This is a genomic window from Mesorhizobium sp. B1-1-7 (genome assembly GCF_006442705.1).
GTDB classification, from domain to species: domain Bacteria; phylum Pseudomonadota; class Alphaproteobacteria; order Rhizobiales; family Rhizobiaceae; genus Mesorhizobium; species Mesorhizobium opportunistum.
In genome coordinates this window covers 60,511-81,546 of sequence record NZ_VFWQ01000022.1, presented here as the reverse complement: position 1 = coordinate 81,546, position 21,036 = coordinate 60,511, and the positions used below count along the sequence as shown (strand labels likewise).

Genomic DNA, 21,036 nt, shown 5'->3' with positions numbered 1-21,036 from the left:
GATGCCGTTCAGGACGCGCCGATCGTCAACACGCGGCACGCCGCGCACCTTGTTGGGCAGATGCGGTTGGATCGCGCACCACTCGAAGTCAGTCAGATCATATCGGCTCATGCCGACGCTGAATCAGATATTCGAGGCTTGCGAAAGAGAAAATCGCAACTGTTTGACAGGACTGACCTCCCATCGCAGACTCCGTCCATGAGCGAGCCCTGGGTCAACATCGTCGCGACGTTCCATCAAAAGCAAGGCATCGGGGATGATGCGTTCCGCGCAGCGGTTGCTGGAGTAGAGCGAGTTGCTATTCTGATCGCCGAAGGGCCGCTCAAGCCCGCCTTGTTCGGCTGGACCTCTATGCACGATCTATGCGTCCAACAAACCGATGTATCTCCGTATTCCGGACCCTATCTTCGCATTTCGCCGCTGCTTTCCGGCCTAATCGAGTTTCGCTACATCGACACCGCAGTCGCCCGCCGACAATGGAATCGGCTCGTGCCGGCTGACGCCGCACCCGATCAGTTTACAGCCTTCCTCCGTCAACTGCGCTGGGCGGCGTTCCAAACGCCCGCTGGTAATGAGTTTACGGCCTAGGATGCTTCGACCTTCTGCCGCGGCTGGGTCAGCGTGCGCGCGGCATCCGCTCCCGCCGCTAGAATGCGGTCCGACAATTCCGCTCCTTCCACCGCGCGAGACAATTGAAGGGCGCCGATGAGCGCGGCGAAGACGCCCAGCGCCGCGCCTTCCGGATCACGGATGCCCGGTGGCAGGTCCTTTGCCAACTGGCGAACCAGGGTCAGCAGCCTTTCGGTGTAGAAAGCGCGTGTCTCGGGCGGCTGACGCGCGATCTCCGGTAATAGCGCGGCGGAAGCACAGCCGGTCTGCGGATGGTCGCGGTGCTCGGGCGACAGATACAAGGCCAGGGCCAGTTCCAGGCCACCAGAGGCAAGCACCTCCTGCAATTGCTGCGACTGAGCCTCCAGGGCCGAGGCCACGCTCTCGCGCACGAGGTCGGCCTTGGACTGGAAGTGCGGATAGAAGGCGCCGTTCGTCATCCCGGCGTCGCTCATGATGCTGGCCAATCCGGACGCGGCGATGCCGTCGCCTCGGAAGCGGTGGGAAGCGACCTCCATGATCCGGCTGCGTGATGCATCCTTCCGGCCTTTGTCATAGCGCATGATGGTTCCTTCCCGTTTTCCTATTGCATTATGAGCATAATGTGATATTACGATCATAATTCAATTGCCGATCACAGGCAAGACCTCTTACGTTTGGAGCCTTTAGAATGAACCGGAATTCGGGAAAGACCGCTGTTGTGACCGGCGCCTCCTCAGGCATCGGCCGTGCCAGCGCCGAGATTTTGGCACGCGCTGGCTTCACTGTCTTCGGCACCAGCCGCAAGGCGTCCAGCCAGAGTTCGAACGGGATATCGATGCTGGTTTGCGACGTGACCGACGACGCGTCTGTCGCGTCCCTGGTCTCAACTGTCCTCGGCAAGACCGGCCGGATAGACCTCTTGGTCAACAATGCCGGTGTCGGGCTGCTGGGAGGCGCGGAAGAATCCTCTGTCGCGCAGTCGCAGGCCCTGTTCGACGTCAACCTGTTCGGCGTCATGCGCATGACCCACGCGGTGCTGCCGTCGATGCGCCGGCTGGGCGAAGGGCGCATCATCAATATCGGCTCGATCCTGGGACTGGTCCCGGCACCGTATTCGGCCCATTATTCAGCCGTCAAGCACGCGCTCGAAGGCTATTCGGAATCGCTCGACCACGAGGTACGCGCCTTCAACATACGCGTTTCGGTCATCGAACCGGCATTCGTGCGCACCGTGTTCGACCAGAACGGATTCGAGCCCGATTCCGTCCTGCAGGACTATGATGAGGCGCGCGCAGGGCTCGAGGCATTGCTTCGCGACGTGATGCCCAAGGCGGATCCCCCGGACATCGTGGCGAAGGTGGTTCTGCGGGCCGCGACCGACAGGCATCCGCGGCGGCGCTACACCGCCGGCCAGGCAGCGCGACAGGTCAGCATGCTGCGCCGGTTCGCGCCGGCCGCGATGTTCGACAAAATCTTGCGCAAGCAATTTCGCCTGCCTGTCTGAACGAAGCGAGTGACTTAACGCATGTGCGACACGCAAGCCCGGTCTGTTTCGCGCCGGCCATCGAAATCATTTTAGAAAGAAAACATGATGAAAGCCTTTGTTGTCGACAAGTATCAAAAGAAGGGTGCCCTGCGGCTCGCCGAAATGCCGGAGCCCGCGTTGCGGGACAATGATGTCCTGGTCGAAATTCACGCCGCCGGTATAAACCTTCTCGATTCCAAGCTCCGGGATGGTGAGTTCAAGCTGATTTTGCCCTATCGCCCGCCCTTCATCCTGGGCCATGATGTGGCCGGGATCGTCGTTCGGGTCGGATCGAAAGTCCGCAAATTCAAGCCCGGTGACGAGATCTATGCCCGGCCGCGCGACGGCCGGATCGGCGCATTCGCCGAATTTATCGCGATGGATGAAGCCGACGTGGCGCTGAAGCCTAAAAACCTCAGCATGGAAGAAGCTGCCTCGATTCCGCTCGTGGGCCTGACCGCCTGGCAGGTTCTGGTCGAAACAGCCGGGCTGAAGAAAGGCCAGAAAGTGTTTATCCAGGCCGGTTCCGGTGGCGTGGGAACCTTCGCCATCCAGCTTGCAAAGCATCTCGGTGCGATCGTCGCGACGACAGCGAGCGCGGCGAGTACCGATCTGGTGAAAGGCCTCGGAGCCGATATCGTCATCGACTACAAGAAAGACGATTTCGAGAACGTCCTGCAAGGCTACGACGTCGTCCTGAACAGCCAGGACGCCAAGACGCTCGAAAAATCCCTGCATGTGCTGAAGCCGGGCGGCAAACTCATCTCCATTTCCGGTCCGCCGGATCCCGGATTTGCCAGCAAGCAGGGGTTGAACATGGTCCTGAAGCTGGTCCTGCGCCTGCTGAGCCGCGGCATACGCAGGAAGGCCAGGCGCGCTGGTGTCGGGTATTCGTTCCTGTTCATGTGGGCACAGGGCGATCAGCTGGGCAAGATCACGTCGCTCATCGAATCCGGCATCATACGGCCCGTCATGGACCGGACTTTTCCGTTCGAGAACACCAACGAGGCATTGGCCTATGTCGAAACCGGGCGTGCCAAGGGCAAGGTCGTCGTCAAGATCAGATAAAGAGAGTGTTCGGCGAACCGCTCTGCCTCCTTGTCTTTGCGCAGTTGCGGGCACGAAAGCGTTGCTTCAGCCGGCCGGCGCGGTCTCGATCTCCTGGAGATAAAACGTCTTGCTCGGCTGCAGATGGTCGACGCAGAGCTGCGCCAGCACCCAATTGTCCCGGCGCTTCATCGCCTCGATCATCATCCAGTGGTGTTTTCGCGAGATGTCCAGCTTTTCCCTGTCGGCCAGCGAATTGGCTCGCACCGGCAGGCTGAGGCGCATGTAGTGCTCGATCGAGGAGACGAGATAGGCGTTGCCGCAGGCCGAGAACATGGTGAGGTGGAAGCGGTCATTGGCCTCGTGGATGCCGCGCAGATAGCCGTTATCGATATGGCCGCCATAGATCTCATGGATCTCCATCAGCTCCGCGATCAGCGCATCGCTGGCCGGCAAGCGGATCATCAGCGCGGCCTGGCGCTGCAGCATTTCGCGCACCTCGTAGATCTGTCGCACCTCGTCGGGTGAAAGCCTGCGCACCATGGCGCCCTTGTTGCGCTCACGCGTGACGATGCCGAGTTTTTCCAGCTGGTAAAGCGCCTGGCGGATGGTGTGGCGAGACACAGGGAAACGGGCGAGCAGCACGTCCTCGACCAGCCGCTCGCCCGGCGCCAGCCGGCCGAAGATGATGTCCTCCTCCAGCGCATGCACTGTATCGGCTTCCTTGCCGCCATAGTCGAAGGCGTTGAGCATCGCGAACCCTTGTGTTCTCATTGGCCAGCAATGCTACTCTAGCGCTCACGCACAAGGCTTACCACAAGCTGGTCGACGCCTGGGTCATCGAGGCTGACCATTCTGGACATCTGCAGCGCCTGCCTCAGGCTGATCCTGCCAACCTGCTGGCGCATGATGACCGGCACGCAGACCGGCCCCGCCGCAGTCAGAATGAAGGCGTTGCCGACCAGGACCGGTTCAGAGAAGGGCGCCCACTGAACGGCCACGATCGACGGTTCGCCGGTCTGGCGGCGGTTGATGCCGGCGAAATAGATCCAGTTCAGGCGCGAGATCGCCACGCCATAGTGCCAGCCCGGCGCCCGCGCTCCGCCCTGGCGATGGCCTTCGGCCCACCGGGTCACGCGCCTGAAGGTCACCAGCTCGGCCTCGCGCCGCACGAAGGTGACCGACCGCATCAGAAGGTCGGGACGGTCGGGAACCGAAAAATAGGTGAAGTAGGTGCCGCCTGCGATGGCGGGAGAAGGGCCTTGCACCATGTTCTCGTAGAGCTTCTGGTGGAGCGGCGGCAGGGCAGGATGTCCGGGCGTTGCAACGTCCGGCGCCCGGTACAGTTCATCCTCCTCGATGCGGAAATAGTCGCAGATCAGTCGCGCCGTGGCCCGGTTGGGCACGCTCTTGCCTTGCAGGTAGCGCTCGAACTGCGAGCGGTTCATGTTCAATCCGCGGCATACAGCGCTCACCGACGCATGGCCGCTGACCAAGCGTCTGAGATTTGCGGCAAGATTCTTGCGGATTGGCACGACACCGCCCCGACAGACGTCCGAACGATTATTCAGAAGTTGCTTATATTTCCTCAATCTCGCACAAGATCGTGCTGCCGCGAATGGGGACCTTCGACCAATACCGCACGACGGGCGGGCCAATACGAAAGGCCCGCCACCGACGCGACTCGTGGCGGGCCTTCTGGAGTAGACCGGGCTCGCCTTCGCCCGGCTGTTTTTAAAGAACCGCGCAGCGGGACGATCGTTCCATCAGAAGCCTGCTACCTCGCGGAAACGGGTTTTCTACAGCCGGCCAGTGCCAGTCTTCGATCGCCAAGTCTTCGATTCAGTGCGGGCATACCGAGATCGGACAGGCGACCGCGGTGACCGCCGACAGCCTGTCGCGCTTCACCAGAAGCGGCCTCTGGTAGGTCTTTTTCATTTGACTCCCCCATGCCCCGATACGCCTGACGTAAGCCCCCGCGTCCGGTTGTTGTCAAGTTGCCTCTAAAATAAAGAGACGCCCGCCAGGCGAAGCCTGGCGGGGTGTTGATTGGAGGAGTGACGGATCGAATGGGAGACGATCCGACTGAAAAACGCAAAGGCCGGATAAAGGTTCCAGCGGCAGGGCATCTCGGCGTGAAACTCGATACCTTGTCGCGATCCGGGCCGCGCGCGCAGGTCAGTCTCCGCACTGGGAGATCGGACAGACAAGCGCCGTCACCGAGGACAGTTTTTGGCGCTTCAGAAGCGTCGGCTTTGCATAGTTTTTCTTCATTTTCGTTCCCCTTGCCCAAGTTTGCCGACTGGACTTGACGCCAAGGAAAGGACCGATGTCAAATGTTTCGCCTGCTGCAGCCCGCACTCGTTGGAATTTCAGTTCTTGCTGATGCTAAAATCACGCACAGCAGCCGCAAAGCCGGTGGTCGCGGCCGTGATCTCGTTCTCGTCGGTCTGCTTGCCGCGTCTTGGCCTAGTTCCTGTCCGCCGGCTTCGAGCGCATCCTCGACACCGTCTCGCGCTCGGCGCGCTTGGAGCGCAGCGGCGGCAGGCCGCGGTCGATCAGGTCCATGTCCTCCAGCACCATGTCGCCCATGCGCTTGAAGGCGATGTCAAGCGCGCCGGCGCGGTGGGCGGAGCGCAGGAAGCCGGGGATGGCGCGGACGGGATGGTCCTGCGCCAGTGGTTCCTCGGGGAAGACATCGCTGGCGGCGACGATGTGGCCGCTCTTGACCGCCGCCATCAGCGCGGGGAAGTCGACCACGCCAGCGCGGCTGAGCAGGATGAAGGCGGCGCCCTTGCGCATGCTGGCGAAGGCCTGGCTGCCCAGAAAGCCCTGGTTCTCGGTGGTCACCGAGGCGACGACGAAGACGAAGTCGCTCTGCGACAGTACGTCGTCGAGCGAGGCCGGCTCGACGCCGTTGTCGATCAGGATCGACGGCGGCAGCCAGGGATCGAACACTTTGGTGCGGGTACGAAAACCCGACAGCAGGCGGTTCAACGCGCGGCCGAGATCGCCGAAGCCGATGATGCCGACATCGGCGCCTGAAAGCAGCCGCGCCGTCAGGTTGCCGTCGCCGCCCCATAGCTCCTTGCCCTGCCGGAAGGCGAGGTCGGCATCGACGATGTTGCGGGCAAGGTTGAGCGCCATGGCAAGGCCAAGCTCGGCCACCGGCTCGGCAAAGACGAGACCGGTGGTGACGACATGGATGCCGCGGGCAAACAGCGTCTCGTAGGGCATGTTGTTGATGAGGTTGGTCTCGACATTGAAGACGCAGCGCAGCGCCTTCATGGCGTCCAGCGTCTCGGGCGAGATCGGCGGCTGGCCGATTATGTAGCATGCCCCGGCCAAAACATCGGCCGGCAGTTTGGCGACACCGTCGGCGGTCGTCTCGACGACGCGGTAGTTCGCCTTGAGACGTGCCAACTGCCGCGGCGTGAAGATCAGCTCGAGCGTGCGTGGTTCCGGCGCGCTGATGACCAGCGGCAAATCTTTGTTCGGCATGACGATTCCTCCCGACGCGATCCTCATCGCGTTTCTCGGCGAGCAAAATACCGCCAGTGAAACGATTTACAACTGCGAAAAATCGATTTATTTATTTCGAAAGCAGGTAAATGCGGGGCCTGGAGGAGGATAACGGTGTACAGGCAGGCCCAGCAGCGGCGTCCGTCGATCCACGACGTGGCAAGCCGCGCCGGTGTGTCCGCGGCCACCGTTTCCAAGGTCATGGCCGGCGTCACCACGGTGAAGCCGGAAAATGCGCAGCGTGTCTTCGATGCCGTCGAGCAACTGGGCTACCGCGTCGATCCGCTGGCCTCCGACATGCGCCGGGCCAAGCGCCGCATCATCGGCGCCATCATGCCTGAATTCGAAAGCGAATTCTTCGGCCAGATGGTCACCCAACTGGAAAGCCTGGCAGAGCAGCGCGGCTACACGTTGGTGGCGGCGTCGAGCCGCGAATCCGAGGCGCGCGAAACGGAAATTCTCGCCCGCATGCATGACTGGCGGGTCGCCGGCGTCGTGCTGGCGCCGGTGCGCAGCGAGCATGGCCCGGCGGCCGCGTTCATGAAGGCCAACGGCATGACCGGCGTGCTGATCGACCGTGTGTTCTCCGACGACGCCTTCGATACGGTCTCCGCCGATAGTGCCGCGGCCAGTGCCGAGGTGGCGCGCGACCTTCTCGGCAAGGGTCATCGTCACATACTGGTGGTCGGCCTCGGCGAACAGGCGGCGACGGTGCGCGCGCGCCTCGACGGCTTTCGCGCCACGGCGCTCAAACTGGCGCCGGATGTGCGCATCGATGTCGTGCACGCCGAAACGGATGTCGAACCGCTGCGGGCACAATTGCGCGACTATTTTGCAAAAGGCGAACGCCCGACAGCCGTGTACTCGCTGTTCCTCAAGGGCACGCTGGTTGCGCTGTCCGAATTCCGCCGGCGTGGCTGGCATTGCCCCAACGACATTTCGCTGATCGGCTTCGACGACGCCGAATGGATGCAGGTGACATGGCCGGCCATCGCCGCCGTGGTGCAGCCGGTGCGCCAGATCGCCGGCCATGCGATGGATGCGCTGTTCGCCAGGATTGAAGGCAAGGAGGGGCCGCCGACGGCGCGGCTCGAGCCTTGCCGGGTCTTGATGCGGGAATCCGTTGGCTCGCCAGGTAACGTCCCGCATTCCGGGGGAGGTTGAGATGAACGTTTTTGGACTGCACACATTTGCCATTGCGCCGGTCTGGGACCTGGATTTGATCGAGCCGCAGATGGAGCGGCTGAAGGGGCTCGGCATCGGCCTTTTGGAAATCCCGCTGCTGCGCCCTGAAGAGATCGATACTCTGCGCACGCGCGCTTTCGCCGAGCGTTGGAATGTCGAGCTTATTCCGTCGCTTGGCCTGCCGGCTTCACTCGACGTGGTTGCACGGCCGGACGAGGCGCTGGCCTTCCTCGAGCCGGCCTTCTCGGTCTGCGAAGCAGTGGGCAGTGGAGCACTTGGCGGCGTCACCTATGGCACGATCGGCAAGACCACGGGCCGCGCGCCAACGGCGGGAGAGATCGACGGCATGTGCCGGTTCCTGGTCCGCGCGGCCGAGGCCGCCAAGGCGTATGGGCTGAAGCTCGGCATCGAGCCCTGCAACCGTTACGAGACGCATCTGATCAACCGCGGCATCGACGCGGCGCGGATTATCGAGCGCGTCGGCGCCGACAACATCTTCATCCATCTCGACACCTATCACATGCATATCGAGGAGGAGAGTTTCGAGGCCGGCTTCCGGGCGGCGGCGCCGTATCTCGGCTATGTCCATGTCTCGGAAGCCAATCGCGGCGTGCCGGGGCGCGGCATGCTCAATTGGGCGGCCTGCATGAAGGCCATATCGGACATTGGCTATAGCGGCGCCATCACACTCGAAAGCATGAACCATGTCGATGTCGACATTGCCGGCGGGCTCGCCGTGTGGCGGCCGGTGGCGGAAAATCCCGACGATGTGATTGGTGTAGGGCTGCCATTCCTGCGCGAGGAAGCGAGGAAGGCGGGACTGCAGCTGGGGTGAGGTCATCGATCGAAGCTGTGAGTCTATCCTGACACGATTGACACGACGTGGCGAAGCGGTTCTTCTGGCGCGGTGTTCAACGCGGAGGGCATTATCGGATGAAGAAATACGAGAAGCCAAGCTGGCAGAAACGTGAACGGCTTTCGGCCGTCATAGCCCAGTCAACCCTGTCTCCAGGTTCGAAGCAGCCGTCCTGAGCGGCTTGGCGCATTGGCCTTTCGAAATGCGAGGCGCGATCGGTCGATCGCGCCTTTTGCTTTTGGTGATGGCGTGACGCATCCTGAGACACCAAGGGGAGCTCCGTAGGGACGGGAGAAGGAAAGACACCTCGCTGCCTTTTACTGCGAGACAGGAGCCGCTCACGCCATGCCGGGCTGCCGCCGTGATCCCAGATGGCGCACCTTGCGGCCGATGATCATCAGCTGGCGCGCGGTGTTGTTGCGCAGGCGCCGGACGCGCCATTCCAGCCCGGTTTCGGTGGTGATCCGCTTGGCGTAGACGCTTACACGCATGCCGGCCACATCTGAAGCCACCTTGACCGGGTCGTCATAGAAAGCGTCGATCTTGTCAGCCGCCATGCCTGGTGTTTCCAGCCAGCGCGGAATGTGGACCGAATGGAGCTGATCGACATCGACCATGACCCGCCCGATGCCGACGCCCGGCGTCGGGCATGTCGTCCAGAACGCATCGCCGATGAAGACGACCCCGTCGCGGCGGTGGCCTTGCGTCGTGCTCAGATTGATCTGCCTGACTTCGACGGGGCTTGCCACCTCGAAGTTGCCGCACTGCGCCGATATTTCGGGCATCAGTTCGCACAGCATCTTCTGCGGATCGGCGCGAAAATCCCTCGTCCATTGTTCGGCGACGGTGCGATAGACGAACATGTTCGCCCGCATCTTGTTGCCGATCGGAAAGATGGTGAGATAGGCGACACGGTCCTCGGCGCGCCTGCCGTAGCAGGTGATGGCCTGATAGGCGCAATCACGCGGCGAGATGGCGAGGTCGAATCCCATCGAGAGCGAATGCGCCTTCGATTCCTCGATGCGTTCCACGCCGATGGCGCGCCGCACCGCTTCGCTGTAGCCGGTGGCCACCACCAGCAGGCGGGCATTGATGACGGAGCCGTCGGCCAGCACAAGCCGCTGCCGGTCCGGTCCGGTCGAGACCTCGGTTACCTTACCAACCGTCAATGGCACTTGCGGCGGCAAGGCATCACGCAGGCCGTTGATCAGCGAGCCATAGGAAAATGCGTATTCCCACTTCTTTTCACGTGCGAAGAATTGGCCGAGCCGGAAGACATAAAGATCGGAAAACGGGGTGACGAGCGGCATGACGGTCTTGTCGAGGCCGAGCTTCTCGAACAGCTGCATCTGATCCGCGCCAATCTTCTCGGCCCGGAACTCATCGTGATGAACGCGGTGCGGATCGATCAGCGCCACCTTGCGTCCGGCTTTTCCCAACAGCATTGCCAGGCTGGTGCCGGCCATTCCGGCGCCTACGATCGCCACGTCGACTTCGGCCGCGTCAGCTTCGGCGATCGTCATTTCACTGCCCTTTCCGCTGGTCATCTTTCGTATCCACAATCTGTGGTGGAAATATCTTGCCGAGCCAAATCAACCTCAAGCAACCAGCGGAGTGGCTGGTAGTAACAATGTTCAGGTCAATGACGGCCGCCTCCTTGTTTCCAGCGCGGCGCGATCGCCGAGCCATCGATGAATTCCAGGCCGCCCGCCTCGTTGAGCGTGTGCAACTTGCGGCCACTCCATAGCGCTCCAGGGGTTAAGATCGTCTCGACAACCTGCTCCATGCCGTTCAAATCGAGGTGAGCGACGCGTGCGATGCCAAGGGCCGCGCCATAACTCCTGCGGCAGTCCTGCACGGGGCGCAGCAGGTCGTTGCCGCGTTTGACCATGCGGCCCGCCGGCCGCGCCGAGGCGATATCGATCAGCACCGGGTTCTTGGGGTGCGGTGTCCACGGCCCGCGAAAATCGGGCGCCGACCATAGATGCAGCGCGTCGGAGAAGGCGCCGCCGCCATCGCGGACGGTGGCGAACAGCCACCAGCGCCCGCCATGCTCGACCAGGGTGGCGTCGCTGGCCACGATGTCCGACAGCAGTGTCGCTTCCTTGACCCATCCGCCTGGGAAGGCGGTGGCGCGGTAGAGATCGACAGTGCGGTTGGCGCAGCTTTCCGGCACCATCCAGACCTCGCCGTCGCGCTCGAAGACGAAGGGGTAGGAGAGGTGGTAGGGCAGGTCGAGCACGGGCTCCGGTCGGCCAACCGGGCCTGACGGGCCGAACGGCACGGCGGAGATGATGGCCTTGCCGAGACGATGGATATAGTCCTCGACGAACAGGGTCACCTTTCCCTGGTAAAGGATCGGGAACGGATCGGCGTAGAAGCGGCTGCCGTCGTCGGGCAGCACTTGCCAGCCGGTTGCCGGATGCGCGCGCAGGTCGAACAGATCCCGCCCCCCGGTCTCGCGCCAGCCGACCTTCCAGTGCGGGGCGTTGTAGCAGAGGTGGTAGATCTTCTGGACGATGCGCCGCGCCAGCGCCTTGCCCGCCCTGACGCCGAGCTTGGCGGTGGAGGGTATTTGCGGCGGGACGCCAGCCTGCGCTGGCTCGGGCAGTACTGGCAAGGCGGCCCGCGCCGCCCCCGTTATTGGTGCCAGGATCAGGCTTGCCGTGCGCGCCAGCATGTCCTGGAATGAAGCAAGCACAATGCCGCCATATTCGGTGCCGAGGCGTCCTTCGGCGATAGTGGTGTCATTCTCCTCGATGCGGGCAATCGGCGTGCGGCCGTCGAGGATCAGCGCCAGTAGCGCGGCTTCGCCGGCAACGCTATCATAGGTGACGCGCCAGACCCGTGTTCCTTCCAGCTGCACGTCACCACAAAGGTCGATCACCAGGTCCGGTGACGCGGAGGGCTGCGTCGCCTGGTAGGGCGCGAGCGCCGAAAGCGGCAAGCGTTTGGCCAGCCCGTTGGCGGGCAGGCCATGAATGGCCGTCTCAAGCTGAAACAGCGCCGCGGCGCTGCCTGGAATGCCGCCTTCGGCTGGCCTGACGTCGACGGAAACCTGCGCCAGCGCCGCCAGGCGCTGCAGCAGGTTCAGGTGAAAGGCACGCAGGCCCTCGCTGTCCAGGCGCAGGCTCACCTGCATGTCGCACCCCTAGCATTCTGACGTTCGGTATCTGGCTGATCGAAAATTGGGCATGAGAAATTGCCGGACGGGCGGGGTCGGGTGAAAATCTGCCCCATTTCCATTCGCTTCCCGCTCGCCCGCGCCGTGTCAACACACCCATGCCTTTACTACGCAAACTTCGTGCCAAAAATCTTAAGACTTCCCAATATAATTAACAGTGTTTTAACAGTTGGAGGAATAGCTAGAACCACGCCGCAATTTGATCTTTGCAGGCAGATGGAGTGTTGTCGGAGCGACCCTTGCAATCATCCCTGCTCTCGATGCCGCAACAACACGCTCCCGAGGTGATGCAATACGCTCCGGAGGCATTGCCGGCGGTGTCTTATGCACCCTCGACCGTCGAACTCGGTGACGTGAAGCGCATATTGGTGCGCCGCCGTTTCCTTATCCTGGCGACCGCCGCGCTGCTCACCCTCGTGACGCTGCTCTATGGGTTGTTCACGCCAGCGCTCTATAGCTCGGTGGCGGAAATCATCATCGATCCGCAAGACCTGCAGGTGGTCAACAACGACGTCAATCCGAGCCGTGTCCCCCCTGACGGCGGCATCACGATCGTGGAAAGCCAGGTCAGCGTCGTCCAATCGACGGGCGTGTTGCTCAGGGCCATCCAGGCGACCAACCTGACCGAGGATCCCGAATTTAACGGGCAGGGCGGGTTACTGAGCCGTTTGCTCGGCGGCTTGCTAGGTTCAGGATCGGCCGAAACCGATAAGACGGGGAAGACGCTCGATGCGCTGCGCCGGGTGCTGGCGGTGAAGCGGGCCGACAAAGTGCTGGTCCTCGACGTGATCGTCACGGCCAAGAGCGCCGACAAGGCGGCAAAGCTCGCCAATGCCATCGCGCAGGCCTACCTGGCCGATCAGGCCGCCGCGCGCGCGAAGATGGCCACGGATGCTTCCGATTCCATCGGCGCGCGGCTGGAAGAACAGCGCAAGCGGGTCCAGCAGGCCGAGAACGCCGTCGAGGCTTACAAGTCCGCCAACAACATGGTGATGGCGGCGGGCAATCTGGTCAGCGACCAGGAACTGACCGAGATCAACACGCAGCTTTCGGCGGCGCAGAGCCGCACCGCGACGCTGAAGGCGCAGGTCGACCAACTGCGCAGGTCCGGCGGTGCGCCGGAGGCAACCTCCGAGGCGATGCGTTCCTCGGTGATTTCGAGCCTGCGGGCGCAGGAGGCAACGCTTGTCGACCAGGTTTCGCAGCTCGGCACGGAACTCGGGCCACGCCACCCTTCGATGATCGCGGCGCAGCAGCAGCTGCGCGATACGCGTGCGCTCATCGCGCGTGAACTCGGCCGCATCAGCGCCGCCGCCGAGACCGACTACGAGCGGGCGCTGGCCAACCAGCAGGCGCTCGAAGCCAAGGTCGCCGGCATGAAGAGCAAGTCGCTCGATACCGACCAGGCCTCGGTCAAGCTGCGCGAATTGCAGCGCGATCTCGAGGCGCTGCGCTCCGTCTACGCCACCTATCTGCAGCGGGCGCAGGAAACGCGCGAGCAGGTCAATGTCGACAGCACCAATGCGCGCATCATCTCCAAGGCCATGCCCGCCCTGAAGAAGAGCTGGCCACCTCTCGCTCTGTTGCTTGTCGGCGCGATCTTCGGCGGCCTGGGCCTGGGCACCGGCCTGGCGCTGATCGCGGAATATGCCTCGCCGACGGTGCTTTCCAGCAACCAGATGCAATCGGCCATCGAAGCCCCAGTGCTGGGCGTGCTGCCGGCAAAGTCGGGCGGCCGCCGCTGGTGGCCTTTCGGCGGCGCGGCCGCCCCGGCCAGCCAGAAGATGGATGCGGTCGCGGGGCTGGCGCTCCGGCGCATGTTCTCTTCCGGCCGGCGTCCGCCGAACTGGCCGCTGGTGCCATCGATCCTGGTGACGTCACCGCCCGAGGACGCCGCACAGCGCGGCAGGGTGGCGCGCCTGCTGGCCAATGCAGCGGCCGCCCGGGGCAGCCGCGTCCTGTTCATCGACGTCAATGCCGGCAGCCGCCAGAAGGACCCGCAACCCGGCCTGCTCGATGTGCTGCGCGGCGAATACGCCTTCGAGGCGCTGAGCCAGTACAGGCCCGGCAGCAATGTCGCGGTGCTGGGCAGGGGTCGGCCGACCGCGGTCTTCCAGGAGGCGCAGGGCGTCTATTTCGCGCAGCACATGCTGGCTCAGGCGAGCCGCAGCTTCGATCTCGTCGTCGTCGATGGCGGCGCGCTGGCCGACAATCTCAACGCCTCGCCGCTGGTGTCCATGGTCGACGAGATCCTGCTCGTCGCCACGCTGAATTCGACACCGATGCGCGATGTCACGGCAGCCACGCAGGCCATTTCCGTCATGGGGCGGCTGCCGACAGGCGCGATGCTGGTCGACGAGGCGGCCTGACATGGCTGCCGTCCGGGCCGCTAACCCGGCAGCCAGCTGGACAGAAGCTGGTCAAGCCGCCGCGCCCCGCGCCGGCAGCTCCGTGGACTGGGTGACCCGCTTCGGACTGGTCGCGACGGTGGCGTTGCTGTTCGCCGTCTCGGGCGGCATGCTATGGCTGGTGGGCTACAATTACGACGGCCTGATCGGCAATCCGGCGACCAAGATCCACCCGTCCACCTATGTATTGGTGCTGGCGTTTGTCTGGCGCTCATGCACGTTCGGCAACCCGGTCGGCTACACCATTCATGTCGCCGACAGGCGGCCGGCCAGCGCATTACTGGCAGTCATTTCGATCTTTTTGCTGATCATCGTCATCGTCAGGCAACGCCCCGGCATGGCCGGCATGATCGATACGTTCGTGACACCGGCGCTGCTGGTGATGATGCTGAGCGAGAACGACGAACGGACCTTCGCCCGGCTGCAGACGGTCGTTCATGCGGTCATGACGGCGAATGCACTGCTGGCGCTGTTCGAATTCGCGACCAAGACGCTGATCTTCCCCTACCGGCTCGACGGCGAGGTGTTCGTTTCCGACCTGCGCTCGACCGCCCTCCAGGGGCATCCGCTGGCCAATGCCACGATCACCTCGATCTATGTGCTGGCGCTGCTTTCGGGCTCACGATCGCTGTCGATGCCGATGCGGCTCGGGCTGGTCGGGCTGCAATTCGCCGCGCTGGTCGCGTTCGGCGGGCGTTCGGCGATGGTGACGACGATTGTTCTCGGCGCCATCTATTTGCTTTTCACTGGCGTGGCTTACCTGCGGCGAGGACGCATCAGCCTGCCCGGCGCTGCCCTCGCGGTCATGCTTGCCTCGCTGCTGCCGGTCGTGTTCGCCATGCTGTTCTCCTACGGCTTCTTCGACGCACTGCTCGAGCGCTTCGTGTCGGACAGCGGCAGCGCCAATGCCCGCGTCCAAATGTTCGAGCTCTTCAAGCATCTGGAACTGCGCGATCTCATCGTGGGACCCGATATCGATCTTCTCGAAAGCATGCGCCGTATCAACGGCCTCGAGCAGGGCATCGAGAACCCGATCATCCGCCTGATCCTCTACCAGGGCGCCTTCTTCACCCTGCTGATGCTATTCGGCTTCACCCTGTTCATGCACGAAGTCGCACGCCGCTGCCATCCCGGCATCTGGCTGCCGATGCTGGGTTGGCTGATCCTGCTCAACACCTCCGAGAGCTTGGCGTCCAAGACAACGCTCATGACGAAATTCGTGGCGATCGCGCTGGTGCTGTACAGGCCGGCGTGGGTTGCGGTGGGGCGGAGCGCACCGGGGTTGCGAAGGTAGCGCCCTACGGCGCCCCCCTCTGTCCTGCCGGACATCTCCCCCTCAAGTGGGGAGATCGGATGTTGCACCGGCTTTCGCCAATCGCCTATGTTGCAAGCAACGAGCCGGCGCCAAAACCGCCAATCTCCCCACTTGAGGGGGAGATGTCCGGCAGGACAGAGGGGGGCGCCAAGGAACTCAACCGTATTTAGAAAGACGCCTACTCTGGCATCCTCAACCCAAGCGCCTCGACCATCGCCGGGTCGAGCGCGCGGGTGGTGTCGTCCATCATGCCCATGCCGTCGAAGAGGTCCCAGAAAGCCCAGGGGAAGCCGAACGACTCGGCACTCTGCCTGACATCTGCGATGTAGCGGGCGCGATCGGGATTGGGTGCTGCCACATAACGCGCGTCGGTGCGCAGTGCGCCGAATTCGCCCAGGACGACACGGTCCGGTGCAATGCCATGGCTGTCGGCCCAGTCGCGCGCCTGGCTGAGATATCTGTCGATGAACCAGCGGTCGGGCCGGGCGTCGAAATAGACCTTCAGCACGCGCTCGGTTTCCGCATAGGCGGCTTTCTTGTCCGCTTCGGAGGTCTCGGTATCCCTGGCCATGCGTGCCCTGACGGAGGCCAGAGTCGCGTCGAGCGAACCGGCGGAGGCCGGCCATGGCACATTGTTCAGCGCGCGGTAGACGGGCTCGCGCATCCACGGCGCGCCCTGGTGGCTGAACAGATAGGGCTCGTAAAAATGAAAGGTGAACAGGATCGGCTCGAAGGGAACCAGCGGTTCGGGATCGAGCGCGGCCAGCCCGCTCACCATCGAGCCGCAGCCGCCGGTGACGACCATCGGCAAGGACGCGGACGATGCCCTGGCCGCCGTCAGAAGGGAAAGCTGGATCTGCGACCAGACGTTGGAATCGCAGGATTGCGGCGGTTCGTTGACCGGCTCCAGCGCCACCATGCCCGGCGTGAACCGCTCCAGCCTGCCGGCAAGCTCGCCGATCAGCGCGCGATAGAGATCGAAGGCGGGCGCGGCGGTGCTGGAGACCATGCGGTCGGGGTTCCAGTAGTGGGTGGTGCCATTGGCCTGGACGTTGACGATTATGCCGAGACCGGCGTCGATCGTGGCGGTGACGGCCGCGTCGAGCATGTCCAGCAACTTGCCGCGCGTGGCGGCGTCAGCCGCCAGGAACGGACCGGGATCGACGGGCAGGCGGATGAAATCGAGCCCGGTCTTGCGTAGCCGGCGAAGATCCTCTGGTGTCGGCACCGGCCGCTGCGACTGGAACGGCGGCCAGGCATAGTCGGTGCGCGGTGCCGGAAATTCACGCGTCAGCGCAAACCAGGGCCAGGCGTTGACGCCACGGCGAAAGCGCCATTCGCCACTGGCGGCGAGGGCGGGCGTTGCCGACGAAAGCGGTGCCAGCGCCACTGCTGCCGGCGCCAGCGACAGCGCCGTCCTGAGAACCCGCCGTCGGGACCAGCCCGTCATACCGCGCCGGCCGAGGGATGGTCGATCGCGATCCTCTCGGCAGCGGTTACGCCGAGAAGCCGGTAGGCTTCGTTCTCGTAGGCGACCAGGACATCGTCCCAGCGGAAGGCTTCGCGGGCGCGCGTCCTCGCTGCCTCACCGCAGGCCTTGACCAGGACGTCGTCCTCCAGCGCCTGCTGCATCCGCTCGGCGCAGCTCTGCGTATCCTTGAAGAAGATGGCGGCGGCACCCGCGGTCCACCTGTTGTACGGATTGTCGTGGGCGATCACCATATTGCCGGCGGCCAGCGCCTCGACCAGCGAAGGGTTGGTGCCGCCGACCGTGTGGCCATGCAGGTAGGCGCGGGCGTGATACCGCAGCGCTTTCACCGTCGCCTGGTCGTAGATGGCGCCCGGCAGGACCACCGAGGCGTTCGCCGCCTTGCGGATGGCGACATGATAGGCGATTTCGTCGGAGAGCGTGCCCAGCACCACCAGCTTCATGTCGCGCTTTTGGCTGCAGAAGGCCTCGACGATCGGCAGGATGTTGTTGTCGGGCTCGATGCGCGCGATCGAGATCAGGTATTTGCCGGGCTCGAGGCCGAGCGCACGAACCGGCGCCTCCGGTGCCGCCGTCACCGGGTCGGCGCCATAGGCGATGGTGGTGATGGCACTGCGCGGCCGGCGCGTCGCCAGATGGTCGGCGATGACGGGATGGTCGGCGACCAGGCGATGCGAGGCCCAGGCGCCGATCCATTCGTTGAGCCAGAACCATGCGCGCGCCGCCGGCCCCCATTTGGGGCGACGCCACTCGATGCCGTCCATGTTGGTGATGATCTTGCGCCGCATCAACCTGAGCCAGGTCAGGAAGACCGCGCCATTGTAACCGAGCACCAGGCATACGCCGGGCCGCCGGGCGGCGTCGAGCACGCATTGCCAATCGAATTCCAGCGTCGCGCGCGGTCCTTTCGAGGCGACTTGGATGTGAATGAGTTCGATGCCGCGCCAGGTTTCGGTGCGCACCCTCCGGTCGACCCGCTCGACCTCCTCCTGGCAGTAGACGCCGACCTTCCAGCCGCGCCCGGCAAGAAAAAGCGCTAGCTTCTCGGCGAAGGTTTCAAAGCCGCCATGGGCCGCGGGGATGCCGCGGGTCCCCAGGATCAGGATGGAAGGCTTTTCCGATTTCATGGCTGTTGGCGCTTTCAGAGAGGTTCTTTATATTAGCAATTGCTGCATTAATAATTAGAGACCGGCAACTTCCGTGCCATCCCACAATCTTCGCGTTTGGGCAGGTGATCATCGCTCCGGGTTGTAAAAAAACAGTGTTGGACCGGTGATTGTTTCATTCTCGGTCAACCCTTCTGTGCGTAGCTGCATCGAAACGAGGCAGTGCAATGGTTGGTTGGCCGGCGGCCGGGCAGATCAAGCCAGGCATGATTTTTGCGTAGCGGTTTCTGCACGCCGTCAGTCAATGCGATGGTGCAGCACCTGGCGGGATACAAAGATGCGGATTGCCTGCGTTCATCAGGGATATGAACTCTATGGTTCAGACCGCAGCTTCGCGGAGAGCGTCGCTGCGTTGCGCGCGGCATTTCCGTCCGCCGACATCGAAGTCGTGCTGCCGCGCAGCGGCCCGATTCTAGGGATCCTCGAACCGCATGCCAGCCGCATCGTCTTCGAGCCGCTATGGGTGCTGAGGCGCCAGGCCATCGCGCGCCTTGCCACCGTCGAGATGGCACGACTGCCGGTTGCCGTGCTGCGGGCATGGCGGCGGCTCAGGAATTGCGATCTCACCTACGTCAACACCTCGATCGTCGCCGATTACGCGTTGGCCGCCCGCTTCCTGCCCAGCAAGGCGGTGCTGCATATCCATGAAATTCCCGAAGGCGCCATGCGCCGGATCCTCGTCGGCCTGATGCACTGGAGCCATGCCGATCTCATCTTCAACTCGCGCGCAACCCGCGCCGCATTCGGTGAGCCCAAATCCGCGCGCTCGCATGTCGTCTACAACGGCGTTGCCGGCCCGCCGGCGGCCGAAGCGATGACCTATGACGGCAAGCGCCCGCTGCGGGTGTTGCTGCTTGGCCGCATCAACCGGATCAAGGGCCAGGAAGTGCTGCTCGAGGCGATCGCCTCGATGCCGGCGGAGCTCAAGTCGAGGATCGAAGTGCGGCTGGTCGGCGGCGCCTTCGAAAGCGTCGAGCGCGAGCGCGCCTTGGCCGAACTGGTCGGCAGCATGGGCCTGACCGGGCGTGTCAGTGTCCTGCCTTTCATACCGGACCCTTCGGAGCACTACCGCTGGGCCGACATCGTCACCGTGCCGTCCCGACGCCCCGAATCGCTGGGCCGTGTCGCCATCGAGGCGATGGCCTATGGCCGGCCGCCGCTGGTGTCGGCGATCGGTGGACTGGTCGAGGTGGTCAGCGACGGCGAGACCGGCTGGCATGTGCCGCCAGGCGACGCAGCGGCGCTGTCGAGGAAATTGCAGGAGATCATCCTTACCCCCGAGGCCTGGCGCGGTTTTATCGCCGCAGGCCGCGCGCGCTACGAGGCGGTCTTCAGCGAACCGGTCGCGGCGGCCGCGATCGCGGCGATCGCCGCCGACAAGCTGAAGGCGACCATGGCAAGGCCGGGCAAGGCGGCAAGCAGTCGTCAGGCGGAGACACGATCGTGAGATTCCCGGGCCATCTGGTGCGGCGCCTCGTGCTGATGGTCGGCGGCGAGGCGATGCAGAGCGGCTTTCACTTTGCCCTCAACCTGACGCTGCTGCACATGCTGTCGGCACAAGGCTACGGCCTGTTCGCCATTGGCATGGTGATGGGCGGCGTCGGCCTGTCCTACATCAGATCGCTCACCGCAGTTCCCGCCTCGATCTGGATGAGCAAAAGCACCAACAGCGCCGGCGTCGACGCCCATGATGTCGCCTTCGGGACGGCGGCGGTGGTGGTGGCGCTGCTGATGGCCGTTGGCACCGCGATCCTGATGCGCCTCCTGGGCGATCCGAGCGGCATCGCCGCCGGCTGCTTTGTCGGCGCATGGTCGTTGCGCAGCCACATGCGCACGGCATTCTTCGCCCGTCGCCAGCAGGTGGTCGTCTCCATCAGCGACGCCGCCTTCACCATCGCCGGCACCGTCCTGACCGGGTTCACCATCTGGTTCGCCCAGGGCGCGCTGCAGACGGTGTTCTATGCTCTCGCCGCGGCGAATGTGTTTGGCATCGTCGTCCTGGTTCGGCTGGCGCGCCGCACGATCCGCATCAGCTTCCGCATGCCGACGCGGCGGCGTTATGCCAGGCTCTGGCCCCAGCTGAGGTGGTCGGGTTTCAGCGCCACCACCACCAACATCCAGGGCCAATGCCTGGCGCTGTTGGTCGCCGGCATTGCCGGGCCTGCAGCCTATGCTCCGCTGGCGGCGGTCCTGGTGCTGTTTGCCCCGCTGCGCATCATCAGTCTTGCCTTCGTGAACATGACGCAGCCGGAGCTGGCGAAGCTGATGCGGAACAACGAAACGGCCCGTGTCTGGGCGCAGGCAAAAATCTGGTCGCTCGTCATGGGGCTCGGCGGCCTGGTTTATGGGTGCGCCATCATGGCGGTCTTGCCGATGATAAAATCCCAAGCCCTACAGGATGCCTCGGTGGGCTTCATCGGAGTGTTCGTGATCGCGAATTTTGTCCCGATCATGCTCTACATAATGCCCCGCATCGTGCTCGAGATCCTCGGCGATTTCCGCATCGTCGCGTTCATCACGACGGGCGGCGCGATCGTCGGCCTGGCGCTGATCGCGATCCTGCTGGCCATAGCCTCTCCGCCTTGGTCGCTGGCGGGTTCCGCGATCTCGGAGACATTCGTGCTCGTGGCATCATGGTATTTCGTGCGTCATCGCATGTGGAACATCGAGCACCCAGACCAGCAGCGCAACAGCCGGCCGGGCACGTGGCGGCGAGCGGTCCCGTTCGCCGCGGCAAAGCGGTAGGAG

At 63.7% G+C, this 21,036-nt stretch carries 17 protein-coding genes and 1 pseudogene; 9 read left to right on the top strand and 9 right to left on the bottom strand.

From position 1 onward, the window contains the following. Positions 1 to 111: pseudogene (locus tag FJ978_RS28995) on the bottom strand (IS5/IS1182 family transposase); the annotation flags it as partial. 87 nt (positions 112 to 198) lie between these two features. Between FJ978_RS28995 and FJ978_RS28990 the strand changes: the two are divergent. Beyond that, complete coding sequence (locus FJ978_RS28990) at positions 199 to 588, top strand: hypothetical protein (protein ID WP_023767955.1); 390 nt, start codon at positions 199 to 201, stop codon at positions 586 to 588. On the opposite strand, the gene FJ978_RS28985 is transcribed toward FJ978_RS28990, so the two are convergent. Next, positions 585 to 1,172 (bottom strand): TetR/AcrR family transcriptional regulator, encoded by a 588-nt coding sequence (locus FJ978_RS28985; protein WP_140576093.1) that lies wholly within the window; start codon positions 1,170 to 1,172, stop codon positions 585 to 587. The two genes, FJ978_RS28990 and FJ978_RS28985, sit on opposite strands and share 4 nt — an antisense overlap. Positions 1,173 to 1,279: 107 nt before the next feature. On the opposite strand from FJ978_RS28985, the gene FJ978_RS28980 reads away from it, so the two are divergent. Together FJ978_RS28980 and FJ978_RS28975 are read left to right on the top strand one after the other, a co-directional pair. Continuing rightward, positions 1,280 to 2,095 (top strand): oxidoreductase, encoded by an 816-nt coding sequence (locus FJ978_RS28980; protein WP_140576092.1) that lies wholly within the window; start codon positions 1,280 to 1,282, stop codon positions 2,093 to 2,095. A gap of 87 nt (positions 2,096 to 2,182) precedes the next feature. Beyond that, a complete protein-coding gene (locus FJ978_RS28975; RefSeq protein WP_140576106.1) occupies positions 2,183 to 3,184 on the top strand; it encodes an NADP-dependent oxidoreductase in 1,002 nt (333 codons plus the stop codon). A gap of 66 nt (positions 3,185 to 3,250) precedes the next feature. Here the strand turns inward: FJ978_RS28975 and FJ978_RS28970 are convergent, their stop codons facing one another. The 3 genes from FJ978_RS28970 to FJ978_RS28960 form a co-directional block, all read right to left on the bottom strand. Further along, positions 3,251 to 3,916: a GntR family transcriptional regulator gene (locus FJ978_RS28970; protein ID WP_013894303.1), complete on the bottom strand. Its 666-nt coding sequence runs from the start codon at positions 3,914 to 3,916 to the stop codon at positions 3,251 to 3,253. A 38-nt stretch (positions 3,917 to 3,954) separates the two neighbouring features. Then, positions 3,955 to 4,698, bottom strand: a complete 744-nt coding sequence (locus tag FJ978_RS28965) for a helix-turn-helix transcriptional regulator (RefSeq protein ID WP_140576090.1) — start codon at positions 4,696 to 4,698, stop codon at positions 3,955 to 3,957. A 934-nt stretch (positions 4,699 to 5,632) separates the two neighbouring features. Further along, positions 5,633 to 6,664, bottom strand: a complete 1,032-nt coding sequence (locus FJ978_RS28960) for a hydroxyacid dehydrogenase (protein ID WP_140576088.1) — start codon at positions 6,662 to 6,664, stop codon at positions 5,633 to 5,635. A 135-nt stretch (positions 6,665 to 6,799) separates the two neighbouring features. Here FJ978_RS28960 and FJ978_RS28955 point away from each other — a divergent pair, with 135 nt between their 5' ends. Then, positions 6,800 to 7,849: a LacI family DNA-binding transcriptional regulator gene (locus FJ978_RS28955; protein WP_140576087.1), complete on the top strand. Its 1,050-nt coding sequence runs from the start codon at positions 6,800 to 6,802 to the stop codon at positions 7,847 to 7,849. Position 7,850: 1 nt separating this feature from the next. Beyond that, complete coding sequence (locus tag FJ978_RS28950) at positions 7,851 to 8,705, top strand: sugar phosphate isomerase/epimerase family protein (protein ID WP_140576085.1); 855 nt, start codon at positions 7,851 to 7,853, stop codon at positions 8,703 to 8,705. Between the two features lie 359 nt (positions 8,706 to 9,064). Here the strand turns inward: FJ978_RS28950 and FJ978_RS28945 are convergent, their stop codons facing one another. Continuing rightward, a complete protein-coding gene (locus FJ978_RS28945) occupies positions 9,065 to 10,273 on the bottom strand; it encodes an NAD(P)/FAD-dependent oxidoreductase (RefSeq protein WP_181176879.1) in 1,209 nt (402 codons plus the stop codon). Positions 10,274 to 10,365: 92 nt separating this feature from the next. Continuing rightward, positions 10,366 to 11,868, bottom strand: coding sequence for a formyl transferase (locus FJ978_RS28940; protein WP_140576083.1), 1,503 nt, complete (start codon positions 11,866 to 11,868; stop codon positions 10,366 to 10,368). 281 nt (positions 11,869 to 12,149) lie between these two features. Between FJ978_RS28940 and FJ978_RS28935 the strand changes: the two genes are divergently transcribed. Both FJ978_RS28935 and FJ978_RS28930 read left to right on the top strand, forming a co-directional pair. Continuing rightward, a complete protein-coding gene (locus tag FJ978_RS28935) occupies positions 12,150 to 14,279 on the top strand; it encodes a Wzz/FepE/Etk N-terminal domain-containing protein (RefSeq protein ID WP_140576082.1) in 2,130 nt (709 codons plus the stop codon). Position 14,280: 1 nt separating this feature from the next. Then, positions 14,281 to 15,612 carry a VpsF family polysaccharide biosynthesis protein gene (locus FJ978_RS28930; RefSeq protein WP_140576080.1) on the top strand — a complete coding sequence of 444 codons (1,332 nt, stop codon included), beginning with the start codon at positions 14,281 to 14,283 and terminating at the stop codon, positions 15,610 to 15,612. Positions 15,613 to 15,811: 199 nt separating this feature from the next. On the opposite strand, the gene FJ978_RS28920 is transcribed toward FJ978_RS28930, so the two are convergent. Further along, complete coding sequence (locus FJ978_RS28920) at positions 15,812 to 17,083, bottom strand: cellulase family glycosylhydrolase (protein WP_140576077.1); 1,272 nt, start codon at positions 17,081 to 17,083, stop codon at positions 15,812 to 15,814. Beyond that, positions 17,080 to 18,249 (bottom strand): DUF1972 domain-containing protein, encoded by a 1,170-nt coding sequence (locus FJ978_RS28915; protein WP_140576075.1) that lies wholly within the window; start codon positions 18,247 to 18,249, stop codon positions 17,080 to 17,082. Before FJ978_RS28915 ends, FJ978_RS28920 begins: the two co-directional genes overlap by 4 nt. A 316-nt stretch (positions 18,250 to 18,565) precedes the next feature. Here FJ978_RS28915 and FJ978_RS28910 point away from each other — a divergent pair, with 316 nt between their 5' ends. Both FJ978_RS28910 and FJ978_RS28905 read left to right on the top strand, forming a co-directional pair. Continuing rightward, complete coding sequence (locus tag FJ978_RS28910) at positions 18,566 to 19,735, top strand: glycosyltransferase (RefSeq protein WP_140576073.1); 1,170 nt, start codon at positions 18,566 to 18,568, stop codon at positions 19,733 to 19,735. Further along, positions 19,732 to 21,033: a hypothetical protein gene (locus FJ978_RS28905; protein WP_181176878.1), complete on the top strand. Its 1,302-nt coding sequence runs from the start codon at positions 19,732 to 19,734 to the stop codon at positions 21,031 to 21,033. The genes FJ978_RS28910 and FJ978_RS28905 overlap by 4 nt, the downstream gene beginning before the upstream one ends. Positions 21,034 to 21,036: the final 3 nt, after the last annotated feature.